The sequence below is a fragment of the Streptomyces sp. A18 genome (genome assembly GCF_059026065.1).
Genome location: NZ_JBWLKL010000009.1, coordinates 250,861 through 267,626, shown reverse-complemented (window position 1 = coordinate 267,626; position 16,766 = coordinate 250,861). Strand labels below are relative to the sequence as shown.

Sequence of the window (16,766 nt, the reverse complement as noted above, 5' to 3'; positions counted from 1 at the left end):
GCTGGTACGAGTGCTGCGTTACTGCTGGGACAAGTGTCGCGCGGCCCACCGACAGTGGCGCCGACGGCGGGCCGCGCGAAGAGCTAGACGGTCACCGGGGTCTCCGGTTCCGCCTCTTCGGACCCCCGGCCCGCGAGCCGCTCGCGCCAGGCCGCGAGGACCTTCGCGTCGGTCGGCTTCGTGGCGAGGGAGACGACGACATACACGGCCAGGGAGATCAGCAGGCCGTAGTAGATGGGCTCGTTGGCGAGGATTCCGTAGCCCCACATGAGCCCGATGACGGAGAGACCACCGGCGGCGACGGCCGCGAGGGCGCCCTCCGCGGTGCCGCGCTTCCAGAGCAGTCCGCCGAGGATCGGCACGAGAAGACCGGCGACGAGCAGGTTGTAGGCGACGGTGAGCGCCTGGACGACGTCGTTGAGTGCGATGGCGATGCAGACGACCGCGATACCCATGATGAGGATGAAGAGGCGGTTGCCCTTCACCTCGTCGTACTCCTCGCCCTCCGCCTTCGGCGCGACCGCGCCCCGCAGCCGCGACCAGATGTCGTTGTTGGCGACGGTCGCGCAGGCGATGAGCGCTCCGGAGGACGTGGACATCACGGCGGCGAGCGCCGCGGCGAGCACCAACCCTCGTACGCCCATGGGCAGTTCGTCCTTGACGATGGTCGCGAAGGCCGCGTCCGCGCTCGGCAGCTTCGGGTACATGACCTTGGCCGCGGTGCCGATGACGGCGCCCGCGATCGCGTAGACGAGGCAGTACGTACCGGCGACGGTGCCGCCGTACCGGGCGACCTTGTCGCTGCGCGCGGTGAAGACGCGCTGCCAGATGTCCTGCCCGATGAGCATGCCGAACGTATAGATCAGGACGTACGTGAAGATCGTCTCGCCGCCGATGCCCAGCGGGTCGAAGTACTCGGTGGGCAGCTTGGCCTTCATCTCGCTGAAGCCACCGGCCTTGACGACCGCGATGGGCAGCAGCAGGAGCAGCACGCCGATGGTCTTCACCACGAACTGCACCATGTCGGTGAGCGTGATGGACCACATGCCGCCGAGCGTCGAGTAGGCGACGACGATCGAGCCGCCGAGGATGATCGCGAGGGTGCGGTTCATGTCGAACAGGACGTCGAAGATCGTGGCGTACGCGATGGTCGACGTGACCGCGAGCATCAGGGTGTACGCCCACATGACGACCCCGGAGATGACGCCCGCGCGCCCGCCGTAGCGGAGGTCGAGCATCTCGGAGACGGTGTAGACCTTCAGGCGTGCGATGCGCGCCGAGAAGAAGACGCTCAGGGCGAGCAGCCCGAGGCCGATCGTGAAGACCATCCAGGCGCCGGAGAGCCCGTACTGGTAGCCGAGGCCGACGCCGCCGATGGTGGACGCGCCGCCGAGGACGATGGCGGCCATCGTCCCGGAGTACATCCACGGTCCGAGGCGGCGTCCGGCGACCAGGAACTCGCTCTTGGACTTGGCGCGGCGCATGCCCCACCAGCCCATCGCGAGCATGCCGGCGAGATAGACGACGATCACTGTGTAGTCGACGGCCATAGGGGGCCCTCCTTCGCGCACCTCGGTGGCGTGTCGTGCAGATGGGGGTGATGTGGTGCCAATGGGGGGTGGCTGGCAACCAGCCGCGGGGACATCCGCCCGTACCCGTGGCCTGGGGTCGGCACGACCTTAGGTGGCCGGAAAGCAACGCTGAAGTGTACGTTTCATCCACTCTTCACGACCACAATGGATGGAACGTCCACCGTGCCGGATCCTGCCGCAGCACCTGCCCCACCCGTGACGCCCCCCACCCCGCCGGTCGCGCTCACCGCGATCCTGGCCCGGGAGGATCTGGGCCTGCGCCAGATCGCGGGCCCCGACGCCGGGGAGAGCGGGGCGGCCGTCCAGTGGGTGCACACCTCGGAGATGGCGGACCCCTATCCGTACCTCCTGGGCGGCGAACTTCTCCTGACCGCGGGCGTGCACCTCACGGACCCGGTGGGCGCGGGTGGCTACCTTGACGACTACGTGGCACGGATCGTCGAGGCGGGCGGATCGGCCCTCGGCTTCGGTGTCGCTCCCGTGCACGACACGGTGCCGCGCGCCCTGGTGGCGGCCTGCGACCGCTACGGCCTGCCGCTGCTCGAGGTGCCGCCGCGCACGACGTTCAGCGGGGTCGCCCGCGCCGTGTGGCAACTGGTGGCCGAGGCCAGGCACGCGGAGCTGCGCCGTGTGACGGAGGCCCAGCAGGGTCTCGCCACCGCCGCCGCACGCCCGGACCCGGTGCCCGCGGTCCTGCGCCAGCTGGCGGCGCGGCTCGGCGGCTGGGCGGTGCTCTACGCACCGGACGGCGCGGTACTCCACACGGCGGGGACGGCTCCGGAGGCAGGGGCGCGCGAAGCGGTGCGCGACCTCTCCGAAGTCGTACGCCCGTCGGGACGGCCAGGGCCCTCCCCCGCCTCCGCCACCGACTCCGTGGGCGGCGCCCACCTCGCCGCGTACGCGCTCGGGGGCGGTCAGGGGTTCGCCCTGGGGGTCGCCGCCGAGCAGCGCGAACCGGGGGACCACACCATCACCGGGGTGGCCGTGGTCCTGCTCTCGCTCCTCACGGGCAAGCACCAGGGGGCCGCCGATTCCGTGCGGTCGGCGGCGCTCGTACGGCTGCTCCTGGGCTCGGCGGCGGGCGATGTCACGCCTCTCCTGGGGGCCGACGAGTGGACCGTGGTGCACGCGCGCGGGGAAGCCGGCAACGACCCGGTGGCCCACTCCGTCGCCGCCTCGGCGCTGGCCGCCGCGCTGGGCAGCGGCCTGGTCGACGCGGACGCGGGGCGTGCCCTCGTGCGGCTGCTGCTGCCCGCCGACCGCGAGGTCACCGGGCAGCCCGGCTGGGCCATCGGCGCCTCGGCCCCCGCGTCCCCCGGCGACCTGCCCGCCGCCGACGTCCAGGCCGACCGCGCCCTGCGCCGCGCCGAGGCCACCCGCGTCCCGCTCGTCCGGCACCGCGAGGCGGGCATCGCGGCTCTGGTGGCGCCCGCCGAGGCCGCGGCCCACGCGCGCGTGCTGCTCGCCCCGCTCGGCGGCAACGAGGCGCTCACCGAGACCCTGCGCACCTGGCTCTCCCTGCACGGCAGTTGGGACCGCACGGCGACGGGGCTGGGGGTGCACCGCAACACGGTGCGGCAGCGGATCACCCGGTGCGCGACGCTGCTGGGGGCGGACCTGGACGACCCGGACGTACGGATGGAACTGTGGTTCGCGCTCGGCAGGGGATGACCCCCGAGGGGTACACATCACACGGTCCAGGCTTCGGGACAGCCCGCCACAGGCCGGTCACCGACGGCACAATAGGGCCCATGCCGATACCCAGTCGTCCCGCGCTCGTCGACCACCTAGTCCGCTCCCGCATCGCGGGCGACGTAGCCACGCCACGCGAGAACAACCTCAGCCACTACAGGAAGCTCGCGAACGGCGACCGCCACTACTGGCTCGGCCTGGAGCTCGGCGACCGCTGGACCGACGAGCAGGACGTCCTCGCGGTGATGGCCGAGCGGTGCGGCGTGATCGACGACGCCGAGTTCCGGTACGGGCAGGACACCATCGATCCGGAGCTGACGGTCGACGCCCTGGAGCGGATGGCGGCGCGCCTGCGCAAGGCGGCGGCCGGCAAGGAGAGGGTCCTTTTCGCCACCGGCCACCCCGGAGGGCTGCTCGACGTGCACCGCGCGACGGCCGCCGCGCTGCGCACCGCGGGCTGCGAGATCGTCGTCATCCCGGAGGGCCTCACCGCCGACGAGGGCATGGTCTTCCAGTTCGCGGACGTGGCGATGCTGGAGCGCGGCGCGACCCTGTGGCACACGCACTCCCCCGAGCCGATGAACGCGATCCTGGACGGCCTGGAGCGCGAGGGCCGCCCGCTGCCGGACCTGGTCGTCGCGGACCACGGCTGGGCCGGACGGGCGGGCCAGCGCGGCATCGACTCCATCGGGTACGCGGACTGCAACGACCCGGCGCTGTTCATCGGCGAGGCCGAGGGCACCCTCCAGGTGACGGTCCCGCTGGACGACCACGTCACGAGCCCCCGCCACTACGACCCGATGACGGCCTACCTGCTGGACGCCGCGGGCCTCACGGCCACGGATTGAGCCCTTCCTCGCGCCGCTGGGCGTACCCCGGCGTGGGGTCCAGGTAGACCCGCCGCACCCCGGGGAAGCGCTCGCGCAGCCGCCGCTCGGCCTGTTCGCAGGCCCACTCGATCTGCGCCGCCGTGGAGGCGTCGCGGAAGTCGACCTTGGCGGCGACCAGCGCCTCGCGCGGCCCCTGGAGCAGCGTCGTCAGTTCCAGGACGGCCTCGACGTGCTCGGAGGCGAGGAGTTCGGCGCGGATCTCCCCCCGCATCGGCTTCGGCAGCGGTCGCCCGATGAGGAGCTGCGCGTTGCTGCGGCCGAGCACCCAGGCGACGTACAGCAGAAGCGCGCCGATGCAGAGCGAGGCCACTCCGTCCCACGCGCCCGACCCGGTGAGCTGCCCGCCGAGGAGCCCGCCGGCGGCGAGCACGAGGCCGGCGAGGGCGGCGGCGTCCTCCAGGACGACGGCCTTCACGGCGGTGTCGGGCGTGTAGCGCAGATAGCGCCCGAAGGACGCCCCGAAGCGGGCCGCCTCACCACGCGCCTGTTTGACGCCGGTGCGCAGCGAATAGCTCTCCAGGAGGAAGGCGATGGCGAGCACGATGTACGAGATGAGCGGGTCGCCGAGTTCCTCGCCTGCCACCAGTGTGTGGATGCCGTCGTAGATCGAGAAGACTGCTCCGCCGACGAAGGTGGCGACGGCGGCGAGCATCGCCCAGATGTAGCGCTCGGGGCCGTAGCCCAGCGGATGGTCCTCGTCGGCGGGCTTCTCGCTCCGCTTGAGGGCGGTGAGGAGCAGCAGCTCGGTGACGGTGTCGGCCACCGAGTGGGCCGCTTCGGAGAGCATCGCGCTCGACCCGCTGATGACACCGGCGACGGCCTTGGCGACGGCGATCCCGAGGTTGGCGACGGCGGCGACGATGACGGTGAAGGTGCTCTCGCCGCCGCCTTCGGGCGGCACGGGTTCGCTGCTTGCGGGCTGCTCGCTCATGTATCGGACGGTATGTCCGATCACTGATGGACGCGAAACGTCGACCAGCTCACCGGCGGACGTGAGACGTCCATCAGTTCACCGGCGGACACGAGACGTCGGTCAGCGTGGGACGCGGACGACGCCCTCCTGAATGACCGTCACCGCGAGCTGCCCGTCCTGCGTCCAGATCCGCGCCTGGCCGAGCCCACGACCGCCGGACGCCGACGGCGACTCCTGGTCGTACAGGAGCCATTCGTCCGCCCTGAAGGGGCGGTGGAACCACATCGCGTGGTCGAGCGAGGCGCCGACGACGTCACCGACCGCCCAGCCGCCCCTGCCGTGCGCGAGCAGCACCGAGTCGAGCAGCGTCATGTCCGAGACGTACGTGGCGAGGCAGACGTGCAGCAAGGGGTCGGAAACGCCGTCGTCGAGCTTGCCGTTCGTGCGGAACCACACCTGGGAGCGCGGCTCGCGCGGCTGCCCGACGGTGGCCCAGGGCGGTGCGTCCACGTAGCGCAGGTCGACGGCCGCGCGGGCCTCGATCATGCGCTCGACGACGTGCGGCGGGAGATCGCGCGGCAGCGTCTCCGCGGCGGTCGGCAGCGTCTCCGGGTCCGGCGCGGACGGCATCCCCGTCTGGTGCTCCAGGCCCTCTTCGTACGTCTGGAAGGACGCGGAGAGGTGGAATATCGGCTGTCCGTGCTGGACGGCGACGACGCGGCGCGTGGTGAAGGAGCGGCCGTCGCGGATCCGGTCGACGGTGTAGACGATCGGCGCGCCCGGGTCCCCCGCACGCAGGAAGTACGCGTGCAGGGAGTGGGCCGCGGGGCCTCCCTTGCTCGAGCGGAGCCGAGAGCTTGGGGAACGGTCGGCGGGGACCGTGCGTCCGGCCGCCACCAGCGCCTGGGCGGCCACCTGGCCGCCGAAGACGCGCGGGACGATCGCCGAACGGCTCACGCCCCGGAATATGTCCTCCTCGATCTGCTCCAGGTCGAGCAGATCGAGGAGGGCTTCAAGTGCCTGGTTCATGAATGCAGTTCTACAGGGCGATCTTTACAGGCCCATGTCCTTGGCGATGATCATCTTCATGACCTCGCTGGTGCCGCCGTAGATGCGGTTGACGCGGTTGTCCGCGTACAGGCGGGCGATGGGGTACTCGTTCATGAAGCCGTAGCCGCCGTGCAGCTGGAGGCACTTGTCGATGACGCGGTGCGCGACCTCGGTGGTGAACAGCTTCGCGGACGCGGCCTCGGCGGCGGTCAGCTCGCCCGCGTCCAAGGCCTCCAGCGCGCGGTCGGCGACGGCCTCTGCGGCGTCCACCTCGGCCTGGCAGGCGGCGAGCTCGAACTTGGTGTTCTGGAAGGAGGCGACCGTCTTGCCGAAGACGGTGCGGTCCTGCACGTACTCCTTGGCGAACCGGACGGCGGCCTTGGCCTGCGCGTACGCACCGAAGGCGATGCCCCAGCGCTCGGAGGGGAGGTTGCTGCCCAGGTAGTAGAAGCCCTTGTTCTCCTCGCCGAGGAGGTCCTCCACGGGGACCTTCACGTCGACGAACGCCAGCTCGGCGGTGTCGGAGGTGCGCAGGCCCAACTTGTCGAGCTTGCGGCCGATGGAGTAGCCCTCGGACTTCGTGTCGACGGCGAAGAGGGAGATGCCGAAGCGGCGGTCCTCCGCGGTCGGCGCGGCGGTGCGGGCGCAGACGATCACACGGTCGGCGTGCACGCCACCGGTGATGAAGGTCTTGGAGCCGTTGAGGACGTAGTGCGTGCCGTCCTCGGAGAGCTTGGCCGTGGTCTTCATGCCCGCGAGGTCGGAGCCGGTGCCCGGCTCGGTCATCGCCAGGGCCCACATCTCCTCGGCGGAGACGAACTTCTCGAGGTAGCGCTTCTTCTGCTCGTCGGTGGCGAGCGCCTTGATGTACGGCAGGGCGAGCAGCACGTGCACACCGGAGCCGCCGAAGTTGACGCCCGCGCGGGCCGTCTCCTCGTACTGGATGGCCTCGAACTTGTGCGTCTCCATGCCCGCGCCACCGAACTCCTCGGGGACGTTGATGCCGAAGAGGCCGAGCTCGGCGAGCTTGTAGTAGAACTCGCGGGGCGCCTGGCCCGCGGCGAACCACTCGTCGTAGACCGGGACGACCTCGGCCTCGATGAAGGCGCGCAGGGTCTCCCGGAACGCCTCGTGGTCCTCATTGAAAACGGTACGGCGCACGGGGAGCTCCTTCGATACGGCACCTGGCTCGGCTGGACGCAAGGCGACTAAGCGCTTGCTCAGATCAACGTTACCCGCCGGTCACCGGGCCGTCCAGAGAGAAGTCCTGTCGCTCCCGTCACGCCACGGCAGCCGCGAACGCCCCCCGCGCGAGGCCGTGCAGCAGCTGCGCCATCGCGCTGCGGCTGGGCAACGCGTCGCGCCGGCTCAGGTGCGGCGTGGAGTTGAGCAGCCCGAAGACCGCGTGCACGGACACCCTGGCCGCGTTCTCGGCGAGGTCCGGATAGACCTTGCGCACGACGTCGACCCAGATCTCCACGTACTGCCGCTGGAGCTGGCGGACCAGCTTGCGGTCGGTGTCCCGCAGGCGATCGAGCTCGCGGTCGTGCAGGGTGATCAGCGAGCGGTCGTCCAGGGCGAAGTCGATGTGCCCCTCGATGAGCGCGTCCAGCACCTGCTCCGGGGAACCGCCCGCGTCGGCCACGCACCGCTTGCCGCCGGTCAGGAGCTGCCCGCTGATGCCGACGAGCAGCTCGGCGAGCATCGCGTCCTTGCCCGCGAAGTGGCGGTAGAGCCCTGGACCGCTGATGCCGACGGCCGCTCCTATCTCGTCCACACCGACGCCGTGGAAGCCGCGCTCGGCGAAGAGCCGGGCGGCTTCCCTGAGGATCTGCTCGCGACGGGTGGGGGCGTCGGTTCTGGTGGCCATGGACTCAATTCTAGACAGGGCGGTTAGCGGTCGTTAACCTGGTGGAAACGCGTTAACGCTCATTAACCGAGCAAGGGGGCTCGACTGATGCTGCAGGCACCGGTGCTGACGAGCGCGGCTGATCCCGCGTCCGAAGCATGGCGGACGAACGAGGCGGCGCACACCGCCCTCGTCGACGAGCTGCGGGCCAAGCTCGCGGCGGCCGCGCTCGGGGGCGGCGAGCGTGCCCGCGCCCGCCATGTCGCACGCGGAAAGCTGCTTCCCCGCGACCGCGTGGACGCCGTGCTCGACCCCGGCTCGCCCTTCCTGGAGCTGGCACCGCTCGCGGCCGACGGCCTGTACGGCGGGGACGCCCCGGCGGCAGGAGTCATCGCGGGCATCGGCCGGGTCTCCGGACGCACGTGCGTGATCGTCGCCAATGACGCCACCGTCAAGGGCGGGACGTACTACCCCATGACGGTGAAGAAGCACCTGCGCGCCCAGGAGGTCGCGCTGGACAACCGCCTCCCCTGCCTGTATCTGGTGGACTCGGGCGGCGCCTTCCTGCCCATGCAGGACGACGTCTTCCCGGACCGCGAGCACTTCGGGCGGATCTTCTACAACCAGGCGCGGATGTCCGGAGCGGGCGTCCCGCAGATCGCGGCCGTGCTCGGCTCCTGCACGGCCGGCGGGGCGTATGTCCCCGCGATGAGCGACGAAGCCGTGATCGTCCGCAATCAGGGCACGATCTTCCTCGGCGGCCCGCCCCTGGTGAAGGCGGCGACCGGCGAGGTCGTGACGGCCGAGGAGCTGGGCGGCGGCGAGGTCCACTCGCGGACCTCCGGGGTGACGGACCACCTCGCGGAGGACGACGCGCACGCGCTGCGCATCGTGCGGACGATCGTCTCCACGCTGCCCGAGCGCGGCGAACTCCCCTGGTCCGTCCGCCCGGTGGAGGAGCCGAAGGTCGACCCCCTGGGGCTCTATGGGGCGGTGCCGACCGACTCCCGCACTCCCTATGACGTCCGTGAGGTCATCGCGCGCGTGGTGGACGGCTCCCGCTTCGCCGAGTTCAAGGCGGAGTACGGCCAGACGCTGGTCACGGGCTTCGCCCACGTCCACGGCCACCCGGTCGGCATCATCGCGAACAACGGCATCCTGTTCTCCGAGTCCGCCCAGAAGGGCGCCCACTTCATCGAGCTGTGCGACCAGCGCGGCATCCCCCTGGTCTTCCTGCAGAACATCTCCGGCTTCATGGTCGGCCGGGACTATGAGGCGGGTGGCATCGCCAAGCACGGCGCCAAGATGGTGACGGCGGTGGCCTGCACCCGCGTGCCGAAGCTGACGATCGTGATCGGCGGTTCGTACGGCGCGGGGAACTACTCGATGTGCGGCCGTGCCTACTCCCCCCGCTTCCTGTGGATGTGGCCGAACGCCAAGATCTCCGTGATGGGCGGCGAGCAGGCGGCATCGGTCCTCGCGACCGTCAAGCGCGACCAGTTGGAGGCGCGGGGCGAAGAGTGGTCGGAGGCGGACGAGCAGGCCTTCAAGGACCCGGTCCGCGCCCAGTACGAAGCGCAGGGCAACGCCTATTACGCCACGGCCCGGCTGTGGGACGACGGCGTGATCGACCCCATGGAGACCCGGCAGGTCCTCGGCCTCGCCCTGACCGCCTGCGCCGAGGCCCCGCTGGGCGAGCCCGGCTTCGGCGTCTTCCGGATGTGAGGGGCGGACGATGAGCGACTTCCGACAAGGGACCACACCGGGGAGAGGGACGATGTTCGACACCGTGCTGGTCGCCAACCGAGGCGAGATCGCAGTCCGCGTCATCCGGACGCTGCGGGCGCTCGGCGTGCGCTCGGTCGCCGTGTTCAGCGACGCGGACGCGGACGCACGGCACGTGCGGGAGGCGGACACGGCCGTGCGCCTGGGCCCCGCACCGGCCGCCGAGAGCTATCTGTCGGCCGAGCGGCTGCTCGACGCGGCAGCCCGCAGCGGCGCCCAGGCGGTCCACCCGGGGTACGGCTTCCTCGCGGAGAACGCACAGTTCGCGCAGGCCTGCGCGGACGCCGGCCTGGTCTTCATCGGGCCGCCCGCCTCGGCGATCGATCTGATGGGCGACAAGATCCGCGCCAAGGAGACGGTCAAGGCGGCCGGGGTCCCGGTGGTCCCCGGCTCATCGGGCAGCGGCCTGACGGACGCCCAACTGGCCGATGCCGCCCGGGAGATCGGCATGCCGGTGCTGCTCAAGCCGTCGGCGGGCGGCGGCGGCAAGGGTATGCGGCTCGTGCGGGACGCGTCCCTGCTCGCGGACGAGATCGCCGCCGCGCGGCGCGAGGCGCGGTCCTCCTTCGGTGACGACACGCTGCTCGTGGAGCGGTGGATCGACCGCCCCCGGCACATCGAGATCCAGGTCCTGGCGGACGGCCACGGGAACGTGATCCACCTGGGCGAGCGCGAGTGCTCGCTCCAGCGCCGCCACCAGAAGATCATCGAGGAGGCTCCCAGCGTCCTGCTCGACGAGGCCACGCGCGCGTCGATGGGCGAGGCGGCGGTCCAGGCGGCGCGCTCCTGCGGGTACGCGGGCGCGGGCACGGTGGAGTTCATCGTGCCGGGCAAGGACCCAGCGTCGTACTACTTCATGGAGATGAACACCCGGCTCCAGGTGGAGCACCCGGTGACGGAGCTGATCACCGGCATCGACCTGGTGGAGTGGCAGCTGCGGGTCGCCGCGGGCGAGGAACTCCCGTACGGGCAGCGGGACATCACGCTCACGGGCCACGCGATCGAGGCCCGCGTCTGCGCCGAAGACCCTTCCCGCGGCTTCCTGCCGTCCGGCGGGACGGTGCTCACCCTGCGCGAGCCGCAGGGCGACGGCGTGCGGACCGACTCCGGCCTGAGCGAGGGCACGGAGGTCGGCAGTCTGTACGACCCGATGCTGTCGAAGGTCATCGCGTACGGCCCGGACCGCCCGACCGCCCTGCGCAAGCTGCGGGCCGCCCTGGCGGAGACGGTCACCCTGGGCGTGCCCACCAACGCAGGGTTCCTGCGGCGGCTCCTGGCCCACCCGGCGGTGGTATCCGGGGAGTTGGACACGGGCCTCGTGGAGCGCGAGGCGGACGACCTCGTCCCCGAAGGGGTACCCGACGAGGTGTACGCAGCGGCGGCGGCCCTGCGCAACGCCGCCCTGGAACCCTCCGTTGACGGTAACGGCTGGCGGGACCCGTTCTCGGAGCCGAAGGGCTGGCGCCTGGGCGGCACCCCCGCCCCGCTGACGCACCACCTGCGCGTACCGGGACACGAGCCCGTCGCGCACATCGCGGGCGAGGGCCCGCGCACCGTGGAGCCCGGCCGCGTCACGATCCACGTGGACGGCCTCACCCACACCTTCCACCGCGCCGCGGACTGGCTCGGCAGGGACGGCGACGCCTGGCACGTCCAGGACTTCGACCCCGTCGAGGCGAGCCTCACCGGCTCCGCCCACAGCGGCGCCGACGCCCTGACCGCCCCCATGCCCGGCACGGTCACGGTCGTCAAGGTCACCACCGGCGACCGCGTGGCCCAGGGGCAGAGCCTCCTCGTGGTCGAGGCCATGAAGATGGAGCACGTCATCTCCGCCCCGCACGCGGGCACCGTCAGCGAACTCGACGTCACACCGGGCGCGACCGTCGCCATGGACCAGATCCTGGCCGTGGTGATCCCCGATGACCCGGAGGAGGAGAAATGACACCCCCGAGCCCGCTCCCCATGGTCGTCCCCACCCAGGACCTGCCGCCCCGCGTCCGCATCCATGAGGTGGGCGCGCGGGACGGCCTGCAGAACGAGAAGGCGGTCGTCCCCACGGAGATCAAGGCGGAGTTCATCCGCCGCCTCGCCGCCGCGGGCCTCACGACCGTGGAGGCGACCAGCTTCGTGCACCCCAAGTGGGTGCCCCAACTGGCCGACTCCGAGCAACTGTTCCCGCTCGTACGGGACCTGGCGCAGGACGGCCGGACGAAGCTCCCCGTCCTGGTGCCGAACGACCGGGGCCTTGACCGCGCCCTGGCGCTCGGCGCCCGCAGCGTCGCCGTCTTCGTCAGCGCCACGGAGTCCTTCGCCAAGGCCAACCTGAACCGCACGATGGCTCAGGCCCTCGCGATGTCGGAGCCGGTCGTGGCCCGCGCACGCGACCAGAAGGTGCACGTGCGGGGCTATCTCTCCATGTGCTTCGGCGACCCGTGGGAGGGCCCGGTGCCCATCGCCCAGGTCGTCCGCACCGCGAAGGCGCTCCTGGACATGGGCTGCGACGAGCTGAGCCTGGGCGACACGATCGGCGTGGCCACGCCGGGCCATGTCCTGTCCCTCCTGGCGGAGTTGAACGAAGAGGGTGTGCCCACGGACCGCATCGGCGTGCACTTCCACGACACGTACGGCCAGGCGCTCTCGAACACCCTCGCCGCCCTCCAGCACGGCGTGCGCACGGTCGACGCGTCGGCGGGCGGCCTCGGCGGCTGTCCGTACGCGAAGAGCGCCACGGGCAACCTCGCCACCGAAGACCTCGTATGGATGCTCGACGGCCTCGGCATCGAGACCGGCGTCGATCTCGGCCTGCTCACCGCCACCAGCGCGTGGATGGCCGAACAACTGGGCCGCCCCAGCCCGTCCCGCACCGTCCGTGCCCTGACCGGCACCTCCCACCAGGAGCAGTGAAGAACGATGGACCACCGTCTGTCCCCCGAGCACGAGGAACTCCGCCGCACGGTCGAGGAGTTCGCGCACGACGTGGTAGCCCCGAAGATCGGCGACCTCTACGAACGCCATGAGTTCCCGTACGAGATCGTGCGCGAGATGGGCCGCATGGGCCTGTTCGGCCTGCCCTTCCCCGAGGAGTACGGCGGGATGGGCGGCGACTATCTCGCCCTCGGCATCGCGCTCGAAGAGCTGGCGCGGGTCGACTCCTCGGTGGCGATCACCCTGGAGGCGGGCGTCTCGCTTGGCGCCATGCCGATCCACCTCTTCGGCACCGAGGAGCAGAAGCGCGAGTGGCTGCCCCGGCTCTGCTCCGGTGAACTCCTGGGCGCCTTCGGCCTGACGGAGCCGGACGGCGGCTCGGACGCGGGCGGCACCCGCACGACCGCGGTGCGGGACGGCGACGAGTGGGTGATCAACGGCTCCAAGTGCTTCATCACGAACTCCGGCACGGACATCACGGGCCTGGTCACGGTCACCGCCGTCACCGGCCGCAAGGAGGACGGCCGTCCGCTCATCTCCTCGATCATCGTGCCGTCCGGGACACCGGGCTTCACGGTCGCGGCACCGTACTCGAAGGTCGGCTGGAACGCCTCGGACACCCGCGAGCTCGCCTTCTCGGACGTGCGGGTTCCGGTGGCGAACCTCCTGGGCGAAGAGGGCCGCGGGTACGCCCAGTTCCTCCGGATCCTCGACGAGGGCCGCGTCGCGATCTCCGCGCTCGCGACGGGGCTCGCGCAGGGCTGCGTGGACGAGTCCGTGAAGTACGCCAAGGAGCGGCACGCCTTCGGGAAGCCGATCGGCGCGAATCAGGCGATCCAGTTCAAGATCGCCGACATGGAGACGCGGGCGCACATGGCCCGGGTCGGCTGGCGGGACGCGGCATCGCGCCTCGTCGGCGGGGAGCCCTTCAAGAAGCAGGCGGCGATCGCGAAGCTCTACTCCTCCACGGTCGCCGTGGACAACGCCCGCGAGGCCACCCAGATCCACGGCGGGTACGGCTTCATGAACGAGTACCCGGTGGCACGGATGTGGCGGGACTCCAAGATCCTGGAGATCGGCGAGGGCACCAGCGAGGTGCAGCGCATGCTGATCGCCCGGGAGCTGGGCTTCGCGGGCTAGCCGGGACGCAGACAGCCGGGCTTCGCGGGGAGAGCCGGAACGCAGGACAGCCGGGAATCGCGGGAGAGCCGGAATCGCGGGATACGTGGATACGTGGATTGGCGGGAGAGCCGGGATAACCACGCCCGCACCGGGGAAGGCGACCGCGGGAGCCGCTGGACATCAGCTTAGGTTAGGTTAACCTAAGCGCTAGTTCCGGCCAGTGGCCCCGCCCCCGTCCTCACGAAAGCAGAGACTCTCATGTCCCACGCCCGTCTCCCTCAGCCCTCCCGTCGCGGCATCCTCGCCGCCGGCGGCGCCCTCGGCCTCACGGCCCTGCTGGCAGCCTGCGGCGACGAGAAGAAGGACGGCTCGGGCGCGGCGGACTCCGGGAACTCCGGCCCCTGGAGCTTCAAGGACGACCGCGGCACGACCGCCAAGTCCAAGGGGACGCCGAAGAACATCGTCGCCTTCACCGGCGTCGCCGCCGCGCTCTTCGACTACGGAGTCGAGGTCAAGGGCGTCTTCGGCCCGACGAAGACCAAGGACGGCAAGGCAGACGTCCAGGCCGGCGACATGGACGTCAGCAAGCTGACGGTCATCGGCAACGAATGGGGTCAGTTCAACATCGAGAAGTACGCGGGCCTCGCCCCCGACCTCCTCGTCTCCACGATGTTCGACGACGCGGGCACCCTCTGGTACGTGCCGGAGGAGAGCAAGGACAAGATCCTCAAGCTCGCCCCGAGCGTCGGCATCAGCGTCTACGACCGCCAGATGACCCAGCCCCTCCAACGCCTGCTCTCGCTCGCCGAGTCGCTCGGCGCGGACGTGAAGGCCGAGAAGATCGTCAAGGCGAAGAAGCGCTTCGAGGCCGCCGCCGAGCGGCTGCGCAAGGTCGCCAAGGCGAACAAGGACATCAAGGTCATGGTCGGCTCGGCCAGCCAGGACATCTTCTACGTATCCGGGACGAACCTCTCCGCCGACCTGGAGTACTTCAAGTCCCTCGGCGTGAACTTCGTGGAGCCCTCCGAGGGCGCCAAGAAGGAGAGCGGCGGCTGGTTCGAGAACCTCAGCTGGGAGAACGTGAACAAGCACGGCGCGGACATCATCATGATGGACAACCGCACCTCCGCCCTGCAGCCCGACGCCCTGGACAAGTCCAAGCCGACGTGGGCGAAGCTGCCCGCGGTCAAGGCCGGCCAGGTCATCCCCCGTGTCACCGAGCCCATTTACTCGTACGACAAGTGCGCCCCGATCCTCGAGGACCTCGCCGACGCGATCGAGAAGGCCAAGAAGGTCAGCTGACACCTCCCGTCCCTCACTGACGCCCGTTGACCCCTGCGCCCGAGTACAGCCCTCTCCGCATTCCGGAGAGGGCTGTTCCGTTTTCCTGCCTCTTTGTGACTACAGGGACCCCCTGGGTTTAACCACGAGGGTAGTTAGGTTAGGCTTACCTCACTTCCCCCAAGTCCCCTCACCCAGAGGAAGTTCATGCGCTCGCACCTGCTCAACGACACCACCGCGGAGCGTTACCGCAGCTCCGTGACCGAAGGAGTCGAGCGGGTGGCGGCCAGAATCGCCACCACCTCACGCCCCTTTACCGGCGTCTCCGTCGACGATCTCGCGCCCCGCATCGAGGCCGTCGACCTGGACGAGCCCCTGCACGACACCATCGCCGCCCTGGACGAGCTCGACGAGCTCTACCTGCGCGACGCCGTGTACTTCCACCATCCCCGCTACCTCGCGCACCTCAACTGCCCGGTCGTCATACCGGCCGTGCTCGGCGAGGCCGTGCTGTCCGCCATCAACTCTTCCCTCGACACCTGGGATCAGTCCGCGGGCGGCACCCTGATCGAGCGCCGTCTCATCGACTGGACCGCCGAACGCATCGGACTCGGCCCGGCCGCCGACGGCGTGTTCACGAGCGGTGGCTCGCAGTCCAACCTCCAGGCCATGCTCCTCGCCCGCGAAGAAGCGGCCAAAGCAGGGAAGCCGGCCACGCACCTGCGCATCTTCGCCTCCGAGGTCGGCCACTTCAGCATCCAGAAGGCCGCGACCCTGCTCGGCCTCGGCGAGGACGCCGTGATCGTCATCCCCACCGATCACGACAAGCGCATGCAGACCGTGGCACTCGCCCGCGAGCTGGAGCGCTGCCGTGACAACGACCTCACCCCCATGGCGGTCGTCGCCACCGCCGGCACCACCGACTTCGGCTCCATCGACCCGCTCCCCGAGATCGCCGAGCTCTGCGAGCAGTACGGCACCTGGATGCACGTCGACGCCGCCTACGGCTGCGGACTGCTCGCCTCGCGCAAGAACCGCCACCTCATCGACGGCATCGAGCGCGCCGACTCCGTGACCGTCGACTACCACAAGTCCTTCTTCCAGCCGGTGAGTTCCTCCGCCGTGCTGGTCCGGGACCGCTCCACGCTGAGCCACGCGACGTACCACGCGGAGTACCTCAACCCGCGCCGCATGGTCCAGGAGCGCATCCCCAACCAGGTCGACAAGTCCCTCCAGACGACGCGGCGCTTCGACGCCCTGAAGCTGTGGATGACCCTGCGCGTGATGGGCGCCGACGCCATCGGCGAGCTCTTCGACTCCGTCTGCGACCTCGCGGGCGAGGGCTGGGAGCTGCTCGCCGCCGACCCGCGCTACGACGTCGTCGTGGAGCCCAAGCTCTCCACGCTCGTCTTCCGCTACATCCCCGAGTCGATCTGCGACCCGTCCGCCATCGACCGCGCCAACCTGTACGCCCGCAAGGCCCTGTTCGCCTCCGGTGACGCCGTCGTCGCGGGCACCAAGGTCGGCGAGCGTCAGTACCTCAAGTTCACCCTGCTCAATCCCGAGACCACGGTCGCCGACATCACGGCCGTACTCGATCTGATCGCCGGCCACGCCGAGCAGTACCTGGGAGAGACCCTTGACCGCGCTTCCTGATCACCGACAGC

The 16,766-nt window shown here is 70.5% G+C and carries 13 protein-coding genes; 8 read left to right on the top strand and 5 right to left on the bottom strand.

The genetic code is table 11. The annotated features are described in order from the left end of the window. Positions 1-83 precede the first annotated feature (83 nt). On the bottom strand, positions 84-1,550 hold the full coding sequence (locus AC5P1C_RS17845) for a sodium:solute symporter family protein (protein WP_493866814.1): 1,467 nt from the start codon (positions 1,548-1,550) through the stop codon (positions 84-86). Between the two features lie 186 nt (positions 1,551-1,736). On the opposite strand from AC5P1C_RS17845, the gene AC5P1C_RS17840 reads away from it, so the two are divergent. Together AC5P1C_RS17840 and AC5P1C_RS17835 are read left to right on the top strand one after the other, a co-directional pair. Beyond that, positions 1,737-3,263 carry a PucR family transcriptional regulator ligand-binding domain-containing protein gene (locus AC5P1C_RS17840; RefSeq protein ID WP_493866813.1) on the top strand — a complete coding sequence of 509 codons (1,527 nt, stop codon included), beginning with the start codon at positions 1,737-1,739 and terminating at the stop codon, positions 3,261-3,263. 80 nt (positions 3,264-3,343) lie between these two features. Continuing rightward, positions 3,344-4,132, top strand: a complete 789-nt coding sequence (locus AC5P1C_RS17835; RefSeq protein ID WP_493866812.1) for a phosphatase — start codon at positions 3,344-3,346, stop codon at positions 4,130-4,132. Here AC5P1C_RS17835 and AC5P1C_RS17830 read toward each other — a convergent pair. The 4 genes from AC5P1C_RS17830 to AC5P1C_RS17815 form a co-directional block, all read right to left on the bottom strand. Further along, positions 4,116-5,105: a cation diffusion facilitator family transporter gene (locus tag AC5P1C_RS17830; RefSeq protein WP_493866811.1), complete on the bottom strand. Its 990-nt coding sequence runs from the start codon at positions 5,103-5,105 to the stop codon at positions 4,116-4,118. The genes AC5P1C_RS17835 and AC5P1C_RS17830 overlap by 17 nt on opposite strands. A 102-nt stretch (positions 5,106-5,207) precedes the next feature. After that, positions 5,208-6,116, bottom strand: a complete 909-nt coding sequence (locus AC5P1C_RS17825) for an acyl-CoA thioesterase (protein ID WP_493866810.1) — start codon at positions 6,114-6,116, stop codon at positions 5,208-5,210. 24 nt (positions 6,117-6,140) lie between these two features. Beyond that, on the bottom strand, positions 6,141-7,298 hold the full coding sequence (locus tag AC5P1C_RS17820) for an acyl-CoA dehydrogenase family protein (RefSeq protein ID WP_493866809.1): 1,158 nt from the start codon (positions 7,296-7,298) through the stop codon (positions 6,141-6,143). Positions 7,299-7,416: 118 nt separating this feature from the next. Continuing rightward, on the bottom strand, positions 7,417-8,007 hold the full coding sequence (locus AC5P1C_RS17815; protein ID WP_493866808.1) for an SACE_7040 family transcriptional regulator: 591 nt from the start codon (positions 8,005-8,007) through the stop codon (positions 7,417-7,419). 87 nt (positions 8,008-8,094) lie between these two features. On the opposite strand from AC5P1C_RS17815, the gene AC5P1C_RS17810 reads away from it, so the two are divergent. From AC5P1C_RS17810 to AC5P1C_RS17785, 6 genes are all read left to right on the top strand, one after another. Next, the gene (locus tag AC5P1C_RS17810) at positions 8,095-9,711 is read left to right on the top strand and encodes a carboxyl transferase domain-containing protein (RefSeq protein ID WP_493866807.1); all 1,617 of its coding nucleotides are present in this window, start codon (positions 8,095-8,097) and stop codon (positions 9,709-9,711) included. Positions 9,712-9,763: 52 nt separating this feature from the next. Beyond that, positions 9,764-11,713, top strand: coding sequence for an acetyl/propionyl/methylcrotonyl-CoA carboxylase subunit alpha (locus AC5P1C_RS17805; protein ID WP_493866806.1), 1,950 nt, complete (start codon positions 9,764-9,766; stop codon positions 11,711-11,713). Next, positions 11,710-12,675 carry a hydroxymethylglutaryl-CoA lyase gene (locus tag AC5P1C_RS17800; RefSeq protein WP_493866805.1) on the top strand — a complete coding sequence of 322 codons (966 nt, stop codon included), beginning with the start codon at positions 11,710-11,712 and terminating at the stop codon, positions 12,673-12,675. Before AC5P1C_RS17805 ends, AC5P1C_RS17800 begins: the two co-directional genes overlap by 4 nt. A 6-nt stretch (positions 12,676-12,681) precedes the next feature. Next, a complete protein-coding gene (locus AC5P1C_RS17795; RefSeq protein ID WP_493866804.1) occupies positions 12,682-13,836 on the top strand; it encodes an acyl-CoA dehydrogenase family protein in 1,155 nt (384 codons plus the stop codon). Positions 13,837-14,076: 240 nt separating this feature from the next. Next, positions 14,077-15,120, top strand: a complete 1,044-nt coding sequence (locus AC5P1C_RS17790) for an ABC transporter substrate-binding protein (RefSeq protein ID WP_493866803.1) — start codon at positions 14,077-14,079, stop codon at positions 15,118-15,120. A 186-nt stretch (positions 15,121-15,306) separates the two neighbouring features. Continuing rightward, entirely contained in the window at positions 15,307-16,755 is a 1,449-nt protein-coding gene (locus AC5P1C_RS17785; protein WP_493866802.1) for a pyridoxal phosphate-dependent decarboxylase family protein, read from the top strand. Positions 16,756-16,766: the final 11 nt, after the last annotated feature.

Coding starts and splice junctions, on each gene's coding strand:
- AC5P1C_RS17845 (WP_493866814.1), bottom strand. CDS start 1,550: ATGGCCGTCGACTACACAGTGATCGTCGTCTATCTCGCCGGCATGCTC.
- AC5P1C_RS17840 (WP_493866813.1), top strand. CDS start 1,737: ATGGATGGAACGTCCACCGTGCCGGATCCTGCCGCAGCACCTGCCCCA.
- AC5P1C_RS17835 (WP_493866812.1), top strand. CDS start 3,344: ATGCCGATACCCAGTCGTCCCGCGCTCGTCGACCACCTAGTCCGCTCC.
- AC5P1C_RS17830 (WP_493866811.1), bottom strand. CDS start 5,105: ATGAGCGAGCAGCCCGCAAGCAGCGAACCCGTGCCGCCCGAAGGCGGC.
- AC5P1C_RS17825 (WP_493866810.1), bottom strand. CDS start 6,116: ATGAACCAGGCACTTGAAGCCCTCCTCGATCTGCTCGACCTGGAGCAG.
- AC5P1C_RS17815 (WP_493866808.1), bottom strand. CDS start 8,007: ATGGCCACCAGAACCGACGCCCCCACCCGTCGCGAGCAGATCCTCAGG.
- AC5P1C_RS17810 (WP_493866807.1), top strand. CDS start 8,095: ATGCTGCAGGCACCGGTGCTGACGAGCGCGGCTGATCCCGCGTCCGAA.
- AC5P1C_RS17805 (WP_493866806.1), top strand. CDS start 9,764: ATGTTCGACACCGTGCTGGTCGCCAACCGAGGCGAGATCGCAGTCCGC.
- AC5P1C_RS17800 (WP_493866805.1), top strand. CDS start 11,710: ATGACACCCCCGAGCCCGCTCCCCATGGTCGTCCCCACCCAGGACCTG.
- AC5P1C_RS17795 (WP_493866804.1), top strand. CDS start 12,682: ATGGACCACCGTCTGTCCCCCGAGCACGAGGAACTCCGCCGCACGGTC.
- AC5P1C_RS17790 (WP_493866803.1), top strand. CDS start 14,077: ATGTCCCACGCCCGTCTCCCTCAGCCCTCCCGTCGCGGCATCCTCGCC.
- AC5P1C_RS17785 (WP_493866802.1), top strand. CDS start 15,307: ATGCGCTCGCACCTGCTCAACGACACCACCGCGGAGCGTTACCGCAGC.